The 17,742-nt window shown below is 73.5% G+C and carries 19 protein-coding genes, 1 other RNA gene and 2 pseudogenes; 10 read left to right on the top strand and 12 right to left on the bottom strand.

Translation table 11 applies throughout. The annotated features are described in order from the left end of the window. The 3 genes and pseudogenes from ACFW9D_RS32510 to ACFW9D_RS32500 all read right to left on the bottom strand — a co-directional run. Nucleotides 1-220, bottom strand: a pseudogene (locus ACFW9D_RS32510) (keto-deoxy-phosphogluconate aldolase); the annotation flags it as partial. 75 nt (nucleotides 221-295) lie between these two features. Further along, nucleotides 296-1,078 (bottom strand): peroxide stress protein YaaA, encoded by a 783-nt coding sequence (gene yaaA, locus ACFW9D_RS32505; protein WP_384627925.1) that lies wholly within the window; start codon nucleotides 1,076-1,078, stop codon nucleotides 296-298. 109 nt (nucleotides 1,079-1,187) lie between these two features. Next, complete coding sequence (locus ACFW9D_RS32500; RefSeq protein ID WP_384627922.1) at nucleotides 1,188-1,970, bottom strand: group II truncated hemoglobin; 783 nt, start codon at nucleotides 1,968-1,970, stop codon at nucleotides 1,188-1,190. 270 nt (nucleotides 1,971-2,240) lie between these two features. Between ACFW9D_RS32500 and ACFW9D_RS32495 the strand changes: the two genes are divergently transcribed. Then, nucleotides 2,241-3,686, top strand: a complete 1,446-nt coding sequence (locus tag ACFW9D_RS32495; protein WP_384627919.1) for an RNB domain-containing ribonuclease — start codon at nucleotides 2,241-2,243, stop codon at nucleotides 3,684-3,686. On the opposite strand, the gene ACFW9D_RS32490 is transcribed toward ACFW9D_RS32495, so the two are convergent. Next, a complete protein-coding gene (locus ACFW9D_RS32490) occupies nucleotides 3,637-4,317 on the bottom strand; it encodes a hypothetical protein (RefSeq protein ID WP_384627917.1) in 681 nt (226 codons plus the stop codon). The genes ACFW9D_RS32495 and ACFW9D_RS32490 overlap by 50 nt on opposite strands. Next, nucleotides 4,314-5,111, bottom strand: coding sequence for a MerR family transcriptional regulator (locus ACFW9D_RS32485; protein ID WP_384627915.1), 798 nt, complete (start codon nucleotides 5,109-5,111; stop codon nucleotides 4,314-4,316). Before ACFW9D_RS32485 ends, ACFW9D_RS32490 begins: the two co-directional genes overlap by 4 nt. Before the next feature lie 192 nt (nucleotides 5,112-5,303). Between ACFW9D_RS32485 and ACFW9D_RS32480 the strand changes: the two genes are divergently transcribed. The 7 genes from ACFW9D_RS32480 to ACFW9D_RS32450 all read left to right on the top strand — a co-directional run bounded on the left by ACFW9D_RS32480 (nucleotide 5,304) and on the right by ACFW9D_RS32450 (nucleotide 10,563). Continuing rightward, complete coding sequence (locus ACFW9D_RS32480; RefSeq protein WP_188339235.1) at nucleotides 5,304-5,723, top strand: DUF4260 family protein; 420 nt, start codon at nucleotides 5,304-5,306, stop codon at nucleotides 5,721-5,723. Next, a complete protein-coding gene (locus ACFW9D_RS32475) occupies nucleotides 5,716-6,252 on the top strand; it encodes a TetR/AcrR family transcriptional regulator (protein ID WP_384627912.1) in 537 nt (178 codons plus the stop codon). The genes ACFW9D_RS32480 and ACFW9D_RS32475 overlap by 8 nt, the downstream gene beginning before the upstream one ends. Before the next feature lie 28 nt (nucleotides 6,253-6,280). Next, nucleotides 6,281-6,682, top strand: an RNA gene (rnpB, locus tag ACFW9D_RS32470) — RNase P RNA component class A. A gap of 103 nt (nucleotides 6,683-6,785) precedes the next feature. Continuing rightward, nucleotides 6,786-7,934, top strand: coding sequence for a sensor histidine kinase (locus tag ACFW9D_RS32465; RefSeq protein ID WP_384627910.1), 1,149 nt, complete (start codon nucleotides 6,786-6,788; stop codon nucleotides 7,932-7,934). A 145-nt stretch (nucleotides 7,935-8,079) separates the two neighbouring features. Further along, nucleotides 8,080-8,991: an ABC transporter ATP-binding protein gene (locus ACFW9D_RS32460; protein ID WP_384627907.1), complete on the top strand. Its 912-nt coding sequence runs from the start codon at nucleotides 8,080-8,082 to the stop codon at nucleotides 8,989-8,991. Then, nucleotides 8,984-9,736 (top strand): ABC transporter permease, encoded by a 753-nt coding sequence (locus ACFW9D_RS32455; RefSeq protein ID WP_384627904.1) that lies wholly within the window; start codon nucleotides 8,984-8,986, stop codon nucleotides 9,734-9,736. The genes ACFW9D_RS32460 and ACFW9D_RS32455 overlap by 8 nt, the downstream gene beginning before the upstream one ends. Nucleotides 9,737-9,885: 149 nt before the next feature. Further along, on the top strand, nucleotides 9,886-10,563 hold the full coding sequence (locus ACFW9D_RS32450) for a response regulator (protein ID WP_384627901.1): 678 nt from the start codon (nucleotides 9,886-9,888) through the stop codon (nucleotides 10,561-10,563). 33 nt (nucleotides 10,564-10,596) lie between these two features. On the opposite strand, the gene ACFW9D_RS32445 is transcribed toward ACFW9D_RS32450, so the two are convergent. From ACFW9D_RS32445 to ACFW9D_RS32425, 5 genes and pseudogenes are all read right to left on the bottom strand, one after another. Then, the gene (locus tag ACFW9D_RS32445; protein ID WP_188339239.1) at nucleotides 10,597-11,502 is read right to left on the bottom strand and encodes a glycosyltransferase family 2 protein; all 906 of its coding nucleotides are present in this window, start codon (nucleotides 11,500-11,502) and stop codon (nucleotides 10,597-10,599) included. A gap of 88 nt (nucleotides 11,503-11,590) precedes the next feature. After that, nucleotides 11,591-12,184 (bottom strand): MOSC domain-containing protein, encoded by a 594-nt coding sequence (locus ACFW9D_RS32440; protein WP_384627897.1) that lies wholly within the window; start codon nucleotides 12,182-12,184, stop codon nucleotides 11,591-11,593. A 60-nt stretch (nucleotides 12,185-12,244) separates the two neighbouring features. Next, nucleotides 12,245-12,600, bottom strand: a pseudogene (locus ACFW9D_RS32435) (hypothetical protein). Nucleotides 12,601-12,611: 11 nt separating this feature from the next. Further along, nucleotides 12,612-12,947, bottom strand: a complete 336-nt coding sequence (locus ACFW9D_RS32430; RefSeq protein ID WP_384627894.1) for a MazG-like family protein — start codon at nucleotides 12,945-12,947, stop codon at nucleotides 12,612-12,614. Between the two features lie 40 nt (nucleotides 12,948-12,987). Beyond that, nucleotides 12,988-13,554, bottom strand: a complete 567-nt coding sequence (locus ACFW9D_RS32425) for a DoxX family protein (RefSeq protein WP_384627892.1) — start codon at nucleotides 13,552-13,554, stop codon at nucleotides 12,988-12,990. 140 nt (nucleotides 13,555-13,694) lie between these two features. Between ACFW9D_RS32425 and ACFW9D_RS32420 the strand changes: the two genes are divergently transcribed. Further along, nucleotides 13,695-14,018, top strand: coding sequence for a nuclear transport factor 2 family protein (locus ACFW9D_RS32420; protein ID WP_188339244.1), 324 nt, complete (start codon nucleotides 13,695-13,697; stop codon nucleotides 14,016-14,018). Between the two features lie 33 nt (nucleotides 14,019-14,051). Here the strand turns inward: ACFW9D_RS32420 and ACFW9D_RS32415 are convergent, their stop codons facing one another. Together ACFW9D_RS32415 and ACFW9D_RS32410 are read right to left on the bottom strand one after the other, a co-directional pair. Then, nucleotides 14,052-14,891 (bottom strand): PhzF family phenazine biosynthesis protein, encoded by an 840-nt coding sequence (locus tag ACFW9D_RS32415; RefSeq protein WP_384627889.1) that lies wholly within the window; start codon nucleotides 14,889-14,891, stop codon nucleotides 14,052-14,054. Between the two features lie 187 nt (nucleotides 14,892-15,078). Then, nucleotides 15,079-15,846, bottom strand: a complete 768-nt coding sequence (locus tag ACFW9D_RS32410; protein ID WP_188339246.1) for an SDR family oxidoreductase — start codon at nucleotides 15,844-15,846, stop codon at nucleotides 15,079-15,081. 154 nt (nucleotides 15,847-16,000) lie between these two features. Between ACFW9D_RS32410 and ACFW9D_RS32405 the strand changes: the two genes are divergently transcribed. Next, nucleotides 16,001-17,644, top strand: coding sequence for an alkaline phosphatase D family protein (locus ACFW9D_RS32405; RefSeq protein WP_384627886.1), 1,644 nt, complete (start codon nucleotides 16,001-16,003; stop codon nucleotides 17,642-17,644). The last annotated feature ends 98 nt before the right edge of the window (nucleotides 17,645-17,742 follow it).

The following is a 17,742-nucleotide window of genomic DNA, read 5'->3' as shown; positions in this document are numbered from 1 at the left end:
ACGCCGCCGCGAACCGGGGCCCGGCGCCCCCGCCCGCGTCCGGCACGGCGACCGCGGTCGCGCGGTTCGCGTCGCCCGGGGCGGGCGTGCGCCGGGACACCTCGCTCGCGGGCAGGCCGCCCGCGACGAGCGCCCGCGCGAGGGGTACGGCGTCGGCGGCGTCCTCGACGACGACGACGGGGACGACGGGGGCGAGGTCAAGCACGGAGGAGGAGGTCATGGGGACATCCTGCCGCGCCCGCCGCAGCATGCGCAAAGCCCATTGCGCATGCTGCAACGCGAGTGAGGAGGGGTGTCAGTGGATCTCGTCGACCAGGACGTCCAGGCTCCACGGCCGCCCGGCCTTCGCGGGCGCCTCGACCTCCACCACGTAGCCCAGCTCGCGCAGCACGTCGACCAGTTCCGCGGGCCCCGCCGGGGCGACGCCGGACGCGAGCAGCGACCGTACGATGCGGCCCTTCGTCGCCTTGTTGAAGTGGCTGACCACCTTGCGGGTCGGCGCGTGCAGCACCCGGACCGTCGCCGTCCGCCCCGCGAGCTCACCCTTCGGCTTCCACGCGCTCCCGTACGCCGCCGACCGCAGGTCCAGCACCAGGCCCTCGCCCGCCGCCTCCGGCATGACCTCGGCCATCGGCGTCCGCCAGTACGCGCCCAGCGCGCCGAGGCCCGGCAGCTTCACGCCCATCGAACAGCGGTACGACGGAATCCGGTCCGTCACCCGCACCGCGCCCCACAGCCCGGAGAACACCAGCAGCGAGCGCGCCGCCCGCTTCTTCGCCGCCGCGTCGAGCGAGGCCAGGTCCAGAGCGTCGTAGAGCACCCCGGTGTAGATCTCCCCGGCGGGACGGGCACCGGCGGTGCGCAGCTCCACGTTCTTCGCGATCTCGCCGCGCAGCCCCTCGCTCAGGCCGAGCACCTTGCGCGCCTTCTCCTCGTCGGCGGCGCACAGCTCGACCAGTTCGCCGAGCACGGCCGCCCGCGCCGCGGCGAGCCCCGGCAGGCTCAGCCCCTCCGGCTTCAGCGGCGCCCCGCGCCCGGAAGCGGCCTTACCCTCCGACGGCGGCAACAGCACAAGCACGGGCACTCCTCAAACAGCGGATCTCGCGGCGGTTCGTACGGCGGTTCATCGGGCGGTCCGATCTCGACCGCCCAGGGTACGGCCCGCGCGCCCCCGCCTCCGCCTCTGTTCAGCCCGTGGTCGTGGTCGGCTCCCAGGGCGGCGTCTGGCCCCAGCTCCAGCGCGGCACGTCCGCCGCGTCGACCGGCGGCGGGTTCTCGCCCGAGTAGACCAGCGCCATCCGCGTGCCCCACTCGATGTAGTAGACGAACACGGCACGGAACTCGGGGTCGGACGGCAGCCCCACCTCGTCGGCGGAGTCCAGCAGCAGGTCCACCCAGCGGCGGCGCTGCGCCTCGGTGATGCCGCGGCCCAGATGCCGCCGCGCCATGTGCGGATGCCCGCCGCGCTCGTCCGTGTACCGGGACGGGCCGCCGAAGACCTCCGCCAGCCACAGCGCCACGTGCTGCGGATGCCCGGAGTCCATCCCCGCGAAGACGGGTTCGAGGAGCGGGTCGCGCACGACGTGCCCGTAGAACACCTCGGTCAGCCGGCCGAACGCCTCGGCGCCGCCCGCCCACGCGAAGATGCTGGGCGTGCGGCCCCCGGTACCGGCGACGTCCGTCGGCTCGTAGTGCCGCATCTCCTCGATCGACTCGACGTACGGGCGTACGGCGTCGAGGAACGCCGGGAAGTGCGGGCCCTCGCGAAAGCCCCGCAGATGGTCCTCGACGGAGCTCCACCGGATCCGCAGCACGTACCGCTCCGGCTCCTCCACGCAGTGGGTCAGCTCGTAGTCGAGGCACTCGGGGGCGGCGGCGAGCGACGCGGCCGCCGTCCGGTACGCGTCCTCGAACTCCTTCTGCCGGTCCGGTGCGATGCGATAACGGACGTACTCGACGCTCGACGCCATGCCGCTGCCTCTCCCCTGTGACGCCCACGGTGCTCAGGCGCCCACCTTGCCCCGTACCGCCGAGCCCTGTCAGCCGGACCCGGCATCGCCCCTGAAGGCGCGCGGCGAAGCCGCAAGCCTTTTTCAGGGGCGCGGGGAACTGCGCGACCAGCCACGACGCACCCGCACCCGCCCAACTACCTGCACCCCGCAGACGAAGAGGCGCCCCCCGCACCCACCCACCCCGAGCCACACAATGCCGCCCCGCCCGGAGGGCCCTACGCTCGATGCATGCCCCGTCGCCATCTCCGTGTGACCGGCGCAGCGCAGGCGCGACTCGGTGCCCTGCTGCGCGAGCTGCGTACGACGCTGGACGTGCCCGGGGCGTTCCCGGACGCCGTGCTCGCCGAGGCCGAGCGGGCCGCCGCCGATCCGCCCGGGCTGCCGACCCGCGACGAGACCGCGATCCCGTTCTTCACCATCGACCCGCCGGGCTCCGTCGACCTCGACCAGGCGATGCACCTGTCCCGCAGGCCCGGCGGCGGCTTCCGGGTGCGGTACGCGATCGCCGACGTCGCCGCGTTCGTCCGGCCCGGCGGCGCCGTCGACGCCGAGGCCCACCGTCGCGTCACCACCCTCTACTTCCCCGACGAGCGCGTCCCGCTGCACCCCGCCGTGCTCAGCGAGGGCGCCGCCAGCCTGCTGCCCGACCAGACCCGCCCCGCCGTCCTGTGGACGATCGACCTCGACGCGGACGGCCGCACCGAGACCACCGACGTCGTCCGCGCCCTCGTCCGCAGCCGCGCCCGACTCGACTACGAGGGCGTGCAGCGGTCCATCGACGACGGCAGCGCCGAGGAGGCGGTCGCCCTGCTCGCCGACATCGGCCGGCTCCGCGAGGCCCTGGAGATCGAGCGCGGCGGCATCTCCCTCGACGTCCCCGAGCAGGAGATCGTCGCCGCCGACGGCACGTACGAACTCGCCTACCGCGCCCCGCTCCCGGCCGACTCCTGGAACGCGCAGATCTCCCTGCTCACCGGCATGGCCGGCGCCGACCTGATGCTCGCCGCCGGCACCGGCGTCCTGCGCACCCTGCCCCCGGCCCCCGACGGCGCCGTCGGCCGGCTGCGCCGCACCGCGAAGGCCCTGCACATCGACTGGCCGCACCACGTCTCGTACTCGGACCTGGTCCGCTCCCTCGACCCGCGCGTCCCGCACCACGCCGCGTTCCTCCAGGAGTGCACGACCCTGCTGCGCGGCGCCGGATACACCGCGTTCAGCGGCGGCGACCTGCCCGAACTCAGCACGCACGCCGCCGTCGCCGCCCCCTACACCCACTGCACCGCCCCGCTGCGCCGCCTCGTCGACCGCTACGCCTCAGAACTGTGCCTGGCCGCGAGCGCCGGGCAGTCCCCGCCCGGCTGGGTCACCGAGGCGCTGCCCGCCCTGCCCAAGGAGATGGCCGAGGGCACCCGGCGCGGCAACACCGTGGAGCGCGAGAGCGTCGACCTCGTGGAGGCGGCGCTGCTGCAGCACCGCGTCGGGGAGTTCTTCGACGCCTGCGTCGTGGATATCAAGGAACGCGAACCGGCCGTGGGCACCGTGCAGTTGACCGACCCCGCGGTCGTCGCCCGGATCGCGGGCGGCACGTCGGCGCTGCCGCTGGGGGAGCGGCTACGGGTGCGGCTCACACAGGCCGATCCAGGGCGGGCGAAGGTCGAGTTCGCCCCCGCCTGACCTTGTCCAGGGCGCGGGCCAGCCGGTCCGGGTCCTCGGCGTGCAGCCGCACCACGCTGATCTCCTTCGGCCGGCCGAGCAGCGTCATGTGCCGCACGGGCTCGGCGAGTTCGATCGTGAGGGTCGTCTGCGCGCCCACGTCCAGGTTCAGCTCGCCCTCGCGCGGGGTGTGCGTGAACCGGTTCTCGCGGCGCACCTCCGCGATCCGCTCCACCGGGATCCGCAGGTCCACATGGGCCCCGCGCCGCACCCGCAGCGCCTCGCGCGTCACCACGTGCGGCCGCGTCACCGACGCCGCGTGCAGCCCCAGCACCATCACCACCGTGTACACGTCCAGCACCAGCGTCACCCGGTGCAGCACCGGATAGTCCCGCAGCAGCGCCCACATCCCGAACGTCTCCACGGCGCACACGAACGCGAACGCGTACATCATCAGGGCCTGCCCCCTGGCGTACGGGAACGCGCTCGCCCCCGCCGGAACCCCGTGCCGGCGCCGCGCCGCCCACATCCCGAAACTCGCGAACACCCGCATCTCGTGCCCCGCCATCCGCCGCACGGGCTCCGGCAGCACCGCCCGCAACGCGCCGCGGCGCATGCCGCGCCTCATGCCGCGCCTCATGCCGCGCCTCATGTCGCGCCCCCTTCCGTGGCCAGGCGCACGGCCAGCCGGACCGCCTCCGCCTGGGCGGGGGAGAAGTCGGCGAGGAACGCGTCGAACAGCGCGGGCCGCCCCGTCCTGTCCGGCCCGTCCGCCCTGTCCGTCCTGTCCGTCCCGTCCGGCGTCGGCAGGTCGGCCGGCAGCCACGCCGCCAGGGCGCGGGCCGCCTCCGCGACGCGGGGATCGTCCGGTGCCGCGTCGGCGAGCGCGTCGAGCCGCGCGTAGACCGCACGGGCCGCGTCCGCCGCCCCCGGCGCGGCGAACGCCCCGGCCAGCGACGTCATCAGCTCCGCGCGGGCCTCCGGCGGAGCGGTCGCATCGATCAAGGTCAACATCTCCCGATCCTTCACGGCCATCGGCGAGTCATCCTCGATCTCTCCCAACTCGCCCAGAAAAGCGGCAAGTTCGGCCGAAACGAACCCGTCGTCCGGCAATGCCCCCTCCTCGGCGCCGGCCAGCAGTTGCCGCAGCCGGGCCCGCCGCTCATGGATCGCCGCCTCCTGCCGGGCCAGGTCGGCGTCCAGCTCGGCCAGCACCTCGACGAGATCGCGCCCCGCGTCGTCGGCGAGCACGTCCCGCACTTCGGTGAGGCCGAGCCCCAGCTCGGTCAGCCGCCGGATGCGCGCCAGCTCGACGGCGTGCCGCAGCGTGTACTCCCGATAGCCGTTGGGCCGCCGCTCGGGCTCGGGCAACAGCCCCTGGTGGTGGTAGTGCCGGACCGCCCGCGTGGTGACGCCGACGATCGCGGCCAGCTCTCCGATCCGCATGCCTTCAGTAGAAACGTTGACGTCGCGTGAGGGTCAAGCGGGCGGGGCGGGCTGCGGTGTCCGGGGCGCCCGAAAGCTTGACGGCTAACGCTGTTAGCCGTACGGTCGTGAACAAGGAAGCTAACACCGTTAGCCCCTGACTCACCTCACCTCGCCTCGTTTTGTCTCGTAGCCCCGCACCGGGAGGTCCTCATGAGCACGACCGCACCCACCGCCACCACCCCCTCCACGACGATCCGCCGGGTCGCGTGGCTGGCCGGGGCCCTCTTCTGGTCGGCCTTCACGGTCCTGGAGGCGGTGAACCACGGCTGGATCGCGGGCCTCCTGGGCTTCGCCTTCTTCATCGCCCCCGACTTCACGTTCGTCGTCGGCGCGGGCGAGGCGCACCGCCTGAACCTGAAGAAGGGGCAGCTCCAGCCCCGGGCGGTGCCGTACTACAACACGGCCCACCGCGCCCTGATCCCGCTCGCCCTCATGGTCACGTACACGGTGCTGCCGATCATCCAGTGGGCACCGCTCTTCGCGGGCCTGTGCGGCTGGCTCGCCCACATCTCGTACGATCGCGCCTTCGGCTACGGACTGCGGACCAAGGAGGGCTTCCAGCGTGCCTGACCTCAAGGAAGGCCGGCGGCTCACGCCCCGCGCCACGGAGATCGCCGCCGAGGCCCGCGCCCTGCTGGAGGAGTCCGGCCCGCAGGCCCTCACCATGCGCGCCCTGGCCGACCGCCTGGGCATCAAGGCCCCTTCCCTCTACAAGCACTTCCCCGACAAGCAGGCCGTCGAGGCCGAACTCGTCGCGCAACTGCTCACGGAGTCGGCGGAGGCCTGCGAGGAGGCGGAGCGCACGGGCCCAGGCTCCCTCGCCGCCCTCGCCTCCGCCTACCGCGACCACGCCCTGGCCCACCCCCACCTCTACAGCCTCGCCACGGAGCGCCCCCTGCCCCGGCACGCCCTGCCCGAGGGCCTGGAGGAGCGCGCGGCGGCCCCCCTCGTGCGGGCCTGCGGCGGCGACGCGGACCGGGCCCGGGCGGTGTGGGCGTTCGCGCACGGCATGGTGACCCTGGAGATCCACGGCCGCTTTCCACCCGGCGCCGACCTGACCGGCGCCTGGGCCACGGGCACGGCGGCCCTGCGTCCCTAGGGCCGGGTAAGATGGCCCGCACGGCAGACGAGCCGGGCGGGCGGCCGCGTGGGGTTCCACCAGGAACCTCCCGAGGAACGTCCGGGCTCCACAGGGCAAGGTGGTGGCTAACGGCCACCCGGGGTGACCCGCGGGACAGTGCCACAGAAAACAGACCGCCGGAGGCTTCGGCCGCCGGTAAGGGTGAAACGGTGGTGTAAGAGACCACCAGCGCCTGAGGTGACTCAGGCGGCTAGGTAAACCCCACCTGGAGCAAGGTCAAGAGGAGCCACCTCGGTGGCTCTGCGCGGACGATCGAGGGCTGCCCGCCCGATGTCCGCGGGTAGACCGCACGAGGCCGGCGGCAACGCCGGCCCTAGATGGATGGCCGTCACCCCGACGACCGCGAGGTCTCGGGGAACAGAACCCGGCGTACAGCCCGACTCGTCTGCCCCTCACTCCCCGCTCCGCCGCGCAGGCGGTCCGCAACCACGCCGGCCGCGGGCCATCACGGCCGATGGACGCCCGGACCGGCGGGCGCATACGTTCGCGGCATGGTCGAAATCCGTGATCGGCGCCTGGTCCTGCTGGATGTCCCGGCCGCGATCGGGTTCCTGCTGCTGTGCCAACTGGCGCCGCTGCGCCCCGTGTCCGAGGGTGCGGCCGCGAGCGGCGGTGTCGCGTGGGCGCTGTCCCTCGCCGTCACGCTCCCCCTGGCCGCGCGCCGCCTGTGGCCCGCGCCGGTCTTCGGGTTCGTGCTGGTCGCCGCCTGCACGGCACTGGTGTGCGGGCTCGGTCCCGTCCCCTTCCTCGCCGCCGCCTACGCGCTCTACCCGGTCGCCGTGTCCCGGCGGCGGCCGGGCCGTTCGGCCGTCGTCGTGGGCAGCGTGTGCGTGGCGGGGGCGGGCCTGCTGACCATGACGGGCGGCAGCCGCTACCCCGGCGGAACCAGTGCCGTGCAAGGCGTGTTCGGGCTGCTCGTCCTCGGCGCGACCTGGGCCGCGGGGTCGGCCGTCGGGGAGCGGCGGGCCGGGCTCCAGCGCGTCATCGAGCAGGCAGCGGAGCGGGCCAAGATGGAGGAACGCCTGCGCATCGCCCGGGACATCCACGACGTCGTCACCCACAGCGTGGGCCTCATCGCGGTCAAGGCCGGCATCGCCAACCACGTCGTCGACACCCGCCCCGGCGAGGCGCGGGAGGCACTGATCGTGATCGAGGACGTCAGCCGCAAGGCACTGCGCGACATGCGGTCCACCCTCAAACTGCTGCGCAGCGACGACGACGGCCCGGAGCCCGGTTCCCAGGACCTGCGACCGGTTCCCGGGCTCGCCGACCTGCCTGCCCTCGCGGCGACCGCGAAAGCCGCGGGCGTACGGGTCGAGCTGGCCGTGCACTGCCCGCAGCCGCCCCCGGACGGGGTGGCCTCCTCCGCGTACCGGATCGTGCAGGAAGCGCTCACCAACGTCGTCAAGCACGCTGCGCCAACCGCCTGCCGCGTCCGACTCACCTGCGCGGACGACGTGTTGGACCTCCAGGTCAGCGACGACGGACCGCCGCCGGGGCCCGGGCACCGGCCCGCGGTTCCCGGCGGCGGACTCGGTCTCGTCGGCATGCGCGAACGGGCCGCCGCGCACGGCGGAAGCCTCAGCGCCGGCCCGAGCAGCGGCGGCGGATTCCGGGTCGAGGCCTCCCTCCCGTACTGAGCCGACCGCGGCACCGGCCCCACCCCGCCGCCGGCTGTCCTGAAACGGCCTCATACTCAGGTATGGGTCCGCGGGCCCGGACCCCGGCGCGCTTCCCGTCCCGGGACCGATGTGCCCGAAGGGGCCGCCCCGTGAGACTTGCGGTGTGATCGAAGCCTTGAACCTGACCAAGCGCTACGGGGACCGCACCGTCGTCGGCGGACTCACCTTCACGGTGCGACCCGGCACCGTCACCGGATTCCTCGGGCCCAACGGGGCCGGCAAATCCACCACGCTGCGCATGACGGTGGCCCTGACCCGGCCCGACGAGGGCACCGCGCGCATCGGCGGCCACGCCTACCGCGACCTGCGCGACCCGATCCGGCACGTCGGCGCGCTACTGGAGACCTCGGCGCCGCACCGCGCGCTGACCGCCCTCGACCATCTGCGCTGGCTGGCCCGGAGCAACCGGATCCCGCTGCGCCGCGCCGACGAGGTCCTGGAGGCGGTCGGTCTCACCGATGCCGCGCGGCGCCGCGTGGGCACGTACTCGCTCGGCATGGGACAGCGACTCGGGCTCGCCGCCGCCCTGCTCGGCGACCCACCCGTCCTGATCCTGGACGAACCGGTCAACGGCCTCGACGCCGAAGGCATCCGCCGGCTGCGCGAACTGCTGCGCGCGAAAGCCGCCGAGGGCCGCACCGTTCTCGTCTCCAGCCATCTCATGACGGAGATGTCCATGGTCGCCGACCACCTGATCGTCATCGACCGGGGCCGGCTCCTCGCGGACACCGGCATGGCGGACTTCATCGCGCGGCACGGACGCTCGTACGTGCGCGTGCGTGCCCCCGAACCCGTGCGCCTGGGCGAGGAGTTGAGGAGCAAGGGCGCGACACTCGCCACCGCGCCCGACGGCAGTCTCGAAGTGTCCGGCCTCTGTGCCGCAGAGGTCAGCAGGACCGCCGCCGCGGCCGGACTCGTCCTCGACGAACTCAGCACCCACACCGGTTCCCTGGAGGAGACCTTCCTCGCGCTCGTCGCGAGGGACCACGCCGCACCGGGGGGCACCCGTGTCTGAGACCGTCGCGGCCGTACGGGCCGAGTTCACCAAAGTGCGGGCCGTCCGCGCCACCTGCCTCGCACTCCTGCTGTTCGTCCCGCTCAGCGTGCTGATCGCCGCGCTCGACGGCTGGTCGGCGAAGTCCGCCATCGAGTCCGACAGCGGCATGCTCCGCGACGGCTTCACCGCCCAACAAGCAGGCCTGGACGGCATCCTGTACGGACAGCTCGCCCTGATCGTGTTCGGGGTCCTCGTCGTCAGCACCGAGTACAGCTCCGGCATGATGCGCGTCTCGCTGCTCGCCGTGCCCCGGCGCGGCCGCCTCTACACGGCGAAACTCGCCGTCACCGCGACCGCCGCGCTGCTCGTCGCGATCCCCGTCACCGTCGTGGGCTACCTCGTCACCCAGGCCGCCCTCGGACCGCACGGCGCGTCCATCGGCGCCGACGGCGTACCGCGCGCCCTCGCCGGAGCGGTCCTCTACCTCACCCTGATGAGCCTGTTCGCCACCGGAGTCGCTGCCGCCGCCCGCAGCGCCGTTCTGCCCCTGGCCGTCCTGCTCCCCCTCGTGCTCGCCGGTACGCAGATCCTTTCCGTCATCGGAGCGACGAAGGAACTCGCCCGGTACTTCCCCGACCGCGCCGGCATCCAGATGCTCACTGTCGGCTCCGACGACGCCCTGCGCGGCTGCCTCGTCCTGCTCGCGTGGACGGCGGCGGCCCTCGCCCTCGGCTACGCGCGCCACCGGCGGTGGGACGCGTGACGGGACGTGGCTGGGGCGCTCGTCCCATGCCCGTGGGCCCCGCCCGCCCGGTGCTGCCGGCAGCCTGGCCCCGGCGCGGGCGCGCATAGGATCGGCCGCCCAGGCACCCGGTCACCGACGCGCGGCAGGCGAGGAACGAGGAGCACGGCATGGGCGAGGCCGTACGGGTACTCATCGCCGACGATCAGGCCCTGTTGCGCGGGAGTTTCCGGGTCCTCGTCGACTCGACCCCCGACATGGCTGCGGTCGGCGAGGCGGGAGACGGGGCCACGGCCGTGCGGCTCGCCCGTGAACTGCGGCCCGATGTCGTGCTGATGGACCTGCGGATGCCCGTCCTCGACGGCATCGCCGCGACCCGGCAGATCTGCGCCGACGCGACGCTGTCGCAGGTGCGGGTGCTCGTCCTGACGATGTTCGACATGGACGAGTACGTGTACCCGGCGCTTCAGGCGGGGGCGAGCGGCTTCCTGCTGAAGGACGCCTCGCCCGCCGAACTGGTCAACGGGATCCGCGTGATCGCCACCGGCGAGAGCGTGCTCGCCCCGACGGTCACCCGCCGCCTTATTGCGAACTTCTCACGTACCCCCGCCGCGCCCGGCCCGGAACCCCGTCTCGTCGGCCTCACCAAGCGGGAGCAGGAGGTCCTGGTGCTGATCGCCAACGGGCTCTCGAACGCGGAGATCGGAGAGCGCCTCGTGATCAGCCTGCCGACGGTCAAGACCCATGTGAGCAGCCTGCTCACGAAGCTGCGGGCCCGGGACCGCGCCCAGCTGGTCATCATCGCGTACGAGAGCGGCCTCGCGGAGCCGGGAATGCCGTCGCCCTGACAGTCTGACGACAGGTGGGGGAGGGATGCGGGGTCAGATCAGCGGGGGCCGGCCCAGGCGGGTCATGCGCCATACCGTGCGCCACCGCATCGGCTTCCGCTCGCCCGCCGAGGTGCGGACGCCCTCCACGAAGCCCGCCGCCCACGCGCGCAGGCCGCCGACGGAGCGGGTGCGGGCCAGGGTGAGGAGGGTCCAGGTGGTCAGGTAGAGGGGGATCAGGGGGAGGGGGAGGCGGCGGCGGGCCAGCCAGACGCGGTTGCGGGCCGTCATGCGGTGGTAGACGGCGTGGCGGGCGGGGGAGGTCTTGGGGTGCTGGAGCAGGAGGGAGGGTTCGTAGAGGACCTTCCAGTTCGCGTCCAGGGCGCGCCACGCCAGGTCCGTCTCCTCGTGCGTGAAGAAGAAGTCGGCGGGCCAGTCGCCCGTCTCGGCGAGCATGTCCATGGAGAAGGCGTGGCCGCCGCCGAGGAAGGACGTGACGAGGCCGCGGCGCATCGGGTCCTTCGCGCGCAGCCGCGGCACGTGCCGGCGCTGCGTCTCCCCGTGCTCGTCGGCGATCCGGAAACCGACGATGCCCAGGCGCGGGTCGGACGCGTACAGCTCCTGGATCGTGCCGAAGACGTCCGCGTCGACGAGGAGACCGTCGTCGTCCAGTTCGACGGCCACGTCGACGTCGCCGAACGCGCGCAGCCGGGCCAGGGCGACGTTGCGGCCGCCGGGGCAGCCCAGGTTGTCGTCCAGCTCGACCGTCGTGACCTCGAAGGGGTACGTGTCGTAGGCGGGCAGCACCGTGCCGTTGCCGATCAGGACGACGCGCGCCGGGGCGACGCCCTGCTTGGCGACCGAGTCGAGGAGGGCGGCCACGTCGTCGGGGCGGTTGCCCATCGTGATGATGGCCACGCCCAGGCGGGGCGGTTCGGTCGTGCGGCGCCTGTCAGTCATGGCGGCGATGGTAGTCGTTCACCTGGTTCACCTCGTGGCCGCCTCGACGGCGGCCGACGAGGCCCGTCCCCCTGACGCGTCAGGCGCGTCAGACCTTTTCCAGGGGCCTGTGCGGGCCCTGCGGCAGCTCCACGCGGATCGTGTCGCCGGGGCGTACGACGCCGCCCTCGCGGACCACGCTCATGATCCCCGCCTTGCGGATCACGGCGCCCGTCTCCTCGTCCCGGCCGACACACTGCTTGAGCAGACCGTCCTGGAACGTGTCGATCTGCACGCACGGATTGCGCAGCCCCGTGATCTCGATCACCGCGCCGCCGTCCCCCAGGTGCAGCAGCGTCCCGGTCGGCAGGGCCAGGAGGTCCAGGCCGCGTGTCGTGACGTTCTCCCCGAGGTCGCCGGGGCGGACCGTGAAGCCCTCGCCCGCGACCTCCGCGAACAGCTCCTCGTGCATCAGGTGCACCTGCCGAAGGTTCGGCTGCGTCGGGTCCTGGCGCACCCGGGAACGGTGCTTGACCGTGACGCCCGCGTGCACGTCACCCTCGACGCCGAGCCCGGCGAGCAGCGTGATGCTGTCCCGGTTCGGCTTGGTGAAGGAGTACGCGCCGTTGCTGCTGACCGCCGTGACGAACCCGGTGGTGTCCCGGGTCCCCGGTGTCCCCTGTGTTTCCTGCGTTTCCTGCATGATCCGCCCCCTGTGCTTCGTGATCCCGGGACACCCTAACCAGGGGCTGCGCACCACCGGTCAGGGGCTGTGCGCAGCCCGCCGTACGTCCTCGGCGATCCAGCCCGCGACCTCGGCCGGCGGTCGTCCCGTCGTCGGCACGACCGCCGCCGCCCGGGACAGCCAGCCGTCGAACGCCTCCGCGTACGGCTCGACGTGGTCCAGGCGCCAGCCCCGGATCTCCTCGGTGTCCCCGAGGATCCGCTCGCGCAGCGTCGCGGAGTCGGCGTGCAGCACGTAGTGGCGTACGGGGATCGCGGCGGCAGCGAAGCCCGCGGCGAGCTCCTTCCAACCCGGGCGTCGGGGAGCAGTTCGATCAGTTCTTCGGACGTTGTCGTCTTGCCCGCCCCGAACGTTCCGTTCAGCCATACGATCATGCGGCCCGAGCCTAGGCCGTGTCCCGGGCCGTGCCCAAGGAGCGTTCGGCGACGCCTGCGACATGCGCGGAGAGCCGCGCGCGGGCGTCGGGGGTGACGGTGCTCAGGGCGACCAGGGCCGTCACGACGACGTCGCAGAGCTCCGACTCGACGTCCTGCCAGGTGTGGCTGTGGCCCTTGCGCGGGTTCTGGCCGATCGCCCCGATGACCGCCTCGGAGACCTCGCCGACCTCCTCCGACAGCTTCAGCACGCGCAGCAACAGGGCTTCCCTGGGCGGCTGTTCACTGGCGTCGTCGAGCCAGGCGCGCAGCCGGCCGATGTTCGCCCACAGTTCGTCGTCGGTCATGGGACGAGGGTAGGCGGACGGGGGCGGTGGCAGGACCGGGTCACTCCTCGCCGGTCTCGCCCTCCGCCGGATCGGCCACCCGCTTGTTGCGCGAGCCGACCACCGCGAGGGCCGCCGCCCCGGCCCCGACGAGCGCCGCCGGCACCATCCAGGGCCGGTCGAGGACGCCCGCGAAGGCGCGGTCGAGGGAGTAGCGGCCCGGTCCGGTCACGGCGAGGCCCGCCGCGACGAAGCCGAGGAAGGCGGGGTACTCGTAGCCGCCGCCCATCGCGAAGAACCCGTTCGGCGCGTGGACCGCGGCGGCGCCCGCCATGGTCCCGGCCGCGGCGGCGCCGGCCACCGGAGTCGCGAGGCCCAGGGCGAGCAGTACGCCGCCGCCCGCCTCGCCGAGCCCGGCCGCGAGCGCGCTGGCCTTGGGCGGGCTGTAGCCCATGGACTCCATCGCGGCGGCCGTGCCGGACAGGCCGCCGCCGCCGAACCAGCCGAGCAGTTTCTGCGCGCCGTGCGCGGCGAGGACACCGCCGGTGCCCAGGCGCAGTGCGAGCAGGCCCACGTCGACGCGGTTCGAACGGGGGGTGCAGGACGTACGGAATCGTGTGCAGGTCATGTCTCCACGGTCCGTCGGCAGCGGGCCCCGCACCATGTGTACGGGGCCCGTTCGGGTGGCGGGCCGCATGCGTGGCCGGGTGGACGGCCGGGTGGACGGGCCGGGTGGCGGGGTGCCGGGGCCGGTGCCAGCCTGGGCCCATGCCCATCCAGACAGCCAAGCTCAGCGACCCCGCGGTCCGCGCCTTCGTCACCGCGCTCAACTCCCACGACCGGGACGCCTTCCGCGCCGCGCTCGCGCCCGGCGCGACCATGGCCGACGACGGCAGTGAGCGCGACCTCGAGGACTGGACGTCCCGCGAGATCTTCGACTCCCACGGCCACATGGAGGTCGAGAAGGAGACCGCGGGCGGCCGCGGCCTCGTCGCCCGGTACCGCAACGACACGTGGGGCGAGATGCGGACCGCGTGGCGCTTCGACGTCGACGGCGGGAAGGTCACGCGGTTCGAGACCGGTCAGGCCTGAACCGCGTACCGTCCGCGCGCCGGTCCGGCGAGGTCAGGGGATCGGGACCGCCGTGCCGCTCACCCGGACGCGCGGGTCGCCCGCCCGCAGCGTCACCGTGAGCTCGCCGGGACGGCCCATGTCCGCGCCCTGGTAGAGGGTCAGCTCGGCCTCGTCCGGCACCAGGCCCAGCTCACGCGCGTACGCGCCGAACGCGGCGGCCGCCGCGCCCGTCGCCGGGTCCTCGACGACCCCGCCCACGGGGAACGGGTCCCGTACGTGGAACGTGAACTCCGCCTCCCGCCAGACCAGTTGTACGGTCGTCAGGTCCAGGCGGTGCATCAGCGCCGCGAGCCGGTCGAAGTCGTAGGAGAGGTCGGCGAGGCGTTCGCGGCCGGCCGCGGCGAGGACCAGGTGGCGGGCGCCGGCGTACGCGATCCGGGGCGGGAGCGCCGGGTCCAGGTCGGTGGCCGGCCAGTCGAGCGCGGCGAGTGCCTCCGTCAGGTCGGCCGGGGTGATGTCCTCCGTGTGCGGGGTGACGCTGGTGAGCGTGGCGCGCAGGGTGCCGCCGTCTTCGTGGACGCTGACGGGGACCTCGCCGGCCCGGGTGTGGAAGAGGTAGTCGCCGGTGCCGTGGCGCTCCGCGAGGGCGACCGCCGTGGCGACCGTCGCGTGGCCGCAGAACGGGACCTCGGCGCGGGGGCTGAAGTAGCGGACGGTGTGGCCCGTACCGGATTCCGCCGGGGTCACGAAGGCGGACTCGCTGTAGTTCAGGTCGGCGGCGATCTTGAGCATGTCGTCGTCGAAGAGGCCGGTGGCGTCGAGGACGACGCCGGCGGGGTTGCCTCCGGCGGGGGTGGTGGCGAAGGCGGTGTAGCGCAGCACGTCTGTCATACGGCGCATTCTCTCTTGGACCCGCGCATTGGTTCCGGCGATTTTTGGAGCGGGGCGGAGGCCTTGGGGTCGCGCCGTTGTTGGTTGCGGATCGTCGCCGGCTGCGGGGCGGTGGGGCTTCTCGCGCAGTTCCCCGCGCCCCTGAAGGCGCACTTCGTGCGCCCCAGGGGCTACCGCCGGATGGCGGTCAGCCGCGGCCCACGTACGGCATGTTCGTGGCCAGGATCGTGGCCGACTGGATGTTCGCGTCGAGGGGGAGTTCGGCCATGTGGCGGACGGTGCGGGCCACGTCCGTGACGTCCATCACGGGCTCCGCGGCCAGCGTCCCGTTCGCCTGCAGGATCCCGCTCTGCATGCGCTCGGTCATGTCCGTCGCCGCGTTGCCGATGTCGATCTGGCCGACGGCGATCCGGTACGGGCGGCCGTCCAGGGAGAGGGACTTGGTGAGGCCGGTCAGCGCGTGCTTCGTCGTCGTGTACGCGACCGAGTGCGGCCGGGGCGCGTGCGCCGAGATGGAGCCGTTGTTGATGATCCGGCCGCCCTGCGGGTCCTGCTCCTTCATCTGACGGAACGCCGCCTGAGCGCACAGGAACGCCCCGTTGAGGTTCGTGTCGACGACATGCCGCCACGCGTCGTAGTCGAGGTCCTCGACGGGCACGCCGCCGGGGCCGAACGTCCCCGCGTTGTTGAAGAGCAGATCGAGCCGCCCGAAGCGCTCCCGCACGGCCGCGAAGAGCGCGGCCACGGCGCCGGGGTCCGACACGTCGGTGCGGACCGCGAGGGACTCGGTGCCGGGCGCGAGCCCCGCCGTCTCCTCCAGGGTCTCCACGCGCCGGCCCGCGAGGGCCACCCGCCAGCCGTTCCGCAGCAGTTCCAGGGCCACGGCCCGGCCGATACCGGACCCGGCTCCGGTGACGACGGCGGTGCGCGGCGCGGTGAGGTGCGAATCGTTCATGGGGCCGCAGCGTACGGGTCGTACCGCCACGTGGACATCACCCATCCGACATGTGGCTGTCGTGTCCGCGACAGTGCAGCGTCGTCCCGGCTTCGTCCCGGGCCACTCCAATCTCCCTTGACGCCGGCGCCGGCCGGCCGCCAGGGGAGGGCACATGTCGCACGAAGGCTCGTACGTACCGCAGCACACATCCGAACTCCGCGCCGCCGCCCGCCACTTGGGCCGCCGCCGCTTCCTCACCGTCACCGGCGCCGCCGCCGCGCTCGCCTTCGCCGTGAACCTGCCGGCCGCCGGCGCCGCGGCCGCCGCCGAGCTCGACGCCCGCAGAATCACCGACGACCCGTTCACCCTCGGCGTGGCGTCCGGCGACCCGCTCCCGGACTCCGTGCTCCTGTGGACCCGGCTCGCCCCCGCCCCGTACGAACCCGGCGGCGGGCTGCCCGCCGAGCGCGTCGAGGTCCGCTGGGAGCTGGCCCACGACGAGCGGTTCCGCCAGGTCGTGCGGCGCGGCACCGCCACCGCGCACCCCGAGTTCGACCACGCCGTGCACGTCGAGGTCGAACACCTCGCGCCCGGTCGCGTCTACTACTACCGCTTCCGCGCCGGCGACTGGACGAGCGAGACCGGCCGCACCCGCACCGCCCCCGCCGCGGCGGGCCGGGCCGCCGCGCTGACCCTCGCCGCCGTCTCCTGCCAGGCGTACCACGACGGCTACTTCACCGCGTACCGCCACCTCGCCCAGGACGACGTCGACGTCGTCTTCCACCTCGGCGACTACCTCTACGAGTACGCCGTGAACTCCGCGGGCGGCGCCCGCAAGTACACCGACCGCGTCCTGCCCGCCGTCTTCAACCGCGAGACGATGACGCTGGAGGACTACCGCCTGCGGTACGCCCTCTACAAGTCCGACCCCGATCTGCGCGCCGCGCACGCCGCGCACCCCTTCGTCGTCACCTGGGACGACCACGAGACCGAGAACAACTACGCCGGCGACACCCCCGAGAACGACGTGCCGCCCGAGGAGTTCCTGCTGCGCCGCGCCTCCGCGTACCGCGCCTACTGGGAGAACCAGCCGCTGCGCCGCCCCCAGCGCCCCGACGGCCCCGACATGCGGCTCTACCGGCGCCTGCACTGGGGCCGGCTCGCCCAGTTCGACATCCTCGACACCCGCCAGTACCGCACGAACCAGGCCAACGGCGACGGCTGGAAGTCCCCGACCCCCGAGTCCGAGGCCGCTTCCCAGACACTGCCCGGCCTCACGCAGGAGCGCTGGCTCACCGACGGCTGGCGCCGCTCCCGGGCCCTGTGGAACGTCGTCCCCCAGCAGGTCACCTTCGCCCGCCGCAACAACCCCGCCGCCGGCAACACCACGCTCTCCATGGACTCCTGGGACGGATACCCCGCCTCGCGCGAGCGGGTCCTCGCCGGAGCGGAGGCCGCCCGCGTCGAGAACCTCATGGTGCTCACCGGTGACGTGCATGTCTCGTACGCCATGGACATTCACCGGGACGCGGGCGATCCCGGGTCGCGGACCGTCGGCACGGAGATCGTGACGACCTCGATCACGAGCGGGAAGGACGGTTCCGCTCGTCCTGCCAACTGGGCGGCCTACCTTGAGCGGAACCCGCACATGAAGCACTACGGGGGGCAGCGGGGTTACGCGACGGTCGCCCTGGGGGAGCGGGAGGCTCGGGCCGACTTCAAGGTGGTCTCCGGGGTGACCGTGCCGGGGGCGCCGGTCTCGACGGCGGCGTCCTTCGTGGTGCCGGTCGGTAGCCCTGGCCTGCACCCGGCGTAGGCGTCGCGTCTGCCGGGTCGCGGTCCGTCGCCGACCGCGGGCCGGTGGGGCTTCTCGCGCAGTTCCCCGCGCCCCTGATGAGGCTGCGCCTCATCAGG

The organism is Streptomyces sp. NPDC059524 (assembly GCF_042749255.1).
Classification (GTDB): Bacteria; Actinomycetota; Actinomycetes; order Streptomycetales; family Streptomycetaceae; genus Streptomyces; species Streptomyces xanthii.
The sequence above is the reverse complement of the archived record's forward strand: the minus strand, read 5'-3'. Positions and strand labels throughout refer to the sequence as shown.

Coding starts and splice junctions, on each gene's coding strand:
- ACFW9D_RS32405 (WP_384627886.1), top strand. CDS start 16,001: ATGTCGCACGAAGGCTCGTACGTACCGCAGCACACATCCGAACTCCGC.
- ACFW9D_RS32500 (WP_384627922.1), bottom strand. CDS start 1,970: ATGGCGTCGAGCGTCGAGTACGTCCGTTATCGCATCGCACCGGACCGG.
- ACFW9D_RS32440 (WP_384627897.1), bottom strand. CDS start 12,184: ATGCAGGAAACGCAGGAAACACAGGGGACACCGGGGACCCGGGACACC.
- ACFW9D_RS32495 (WP_384627919.1), top strand. CDS start 2,241: ATGCCCCGTCGCCATCTCCGTGTGACCGGCGCAGCGCAGGCGCGACTC.
- ACFW9D_RS32415 (WP_384627889.1), bottom strand. CDS start 14,891: ATGACAGACGTGCTGCGCTACACCGCCTTCGCCACCACCCCCGCCGGA.
- ACFW9D_RS32425 (WP_384627892.1), bottom strand. CDS start 13,554: ATGACCTGCACACGATTCCGTACGTCCTGCACCCCCCGTTCGAACCGC.
- ACFW9D_RS32445 (WP_188339239.1), bottom strand. CDS start 11,502: ATGACTGACAGGCGCCGCACGACCGAACCGCCCCGCCTGGGCGTGGCC.
- ACFW9D_RS32410 (WP_188339246.1), bottom strand. CDS start 15,846: ATGAACGATTCGCACCTCACCGCGCCGCGCACCGCCGTCGTCACCGGA.
- ACFW9D_RS32480 (WP_188339235.1), top strand. CDS start 5,304: ATGAGCACGACCGCACCCACCGCCACCACCCCCTCCACGACGATCCGC.
- ACFW9D_RS32420 (WP_188339244.1), top strand. CDS start 13,695: ATGCCCATCCAGACAGCCAAGCTCAGCGACCCCGCGGTCCGCGCCTTC.
- ACFW9D_RS32485 (WP_384627915.1), bottom strand. CDS start 5,111: ATGCGGATCGGAGAGCTGGCCGCGATCGTCGGCGTCACCACGCGGGCG.
- ACFW9D_RS32450 (WP_384627901.1), top strand. CDS start 9,886: ATGGGCGAGGCCGTACGGGTACTCATCGCCGACGATCAGGCCCTGTTG.
- ACFW9D_RS32465 (WP_384627910.1), top strand. CDS start 6,786: ATGGTCGAAATCCGTGATCGGCGCCTGGTCCTGCTGGATGTCCCGGCC.
- ACFW9D_RS32490 (WP_384627917.1), bottom strand. CDS start 4,317: ATGAGGCGCGGCATGAGGCGCGGCATGAGGCGCGGCATGCGCCGCGGC.
- ACFW9D_RS32430 (WP_384627894.1), bottom strand. CDS start 12,947: ATGACCGACGACGAACTGTGGGCGAACATCGGCCGGCTGCGCGCCTGG.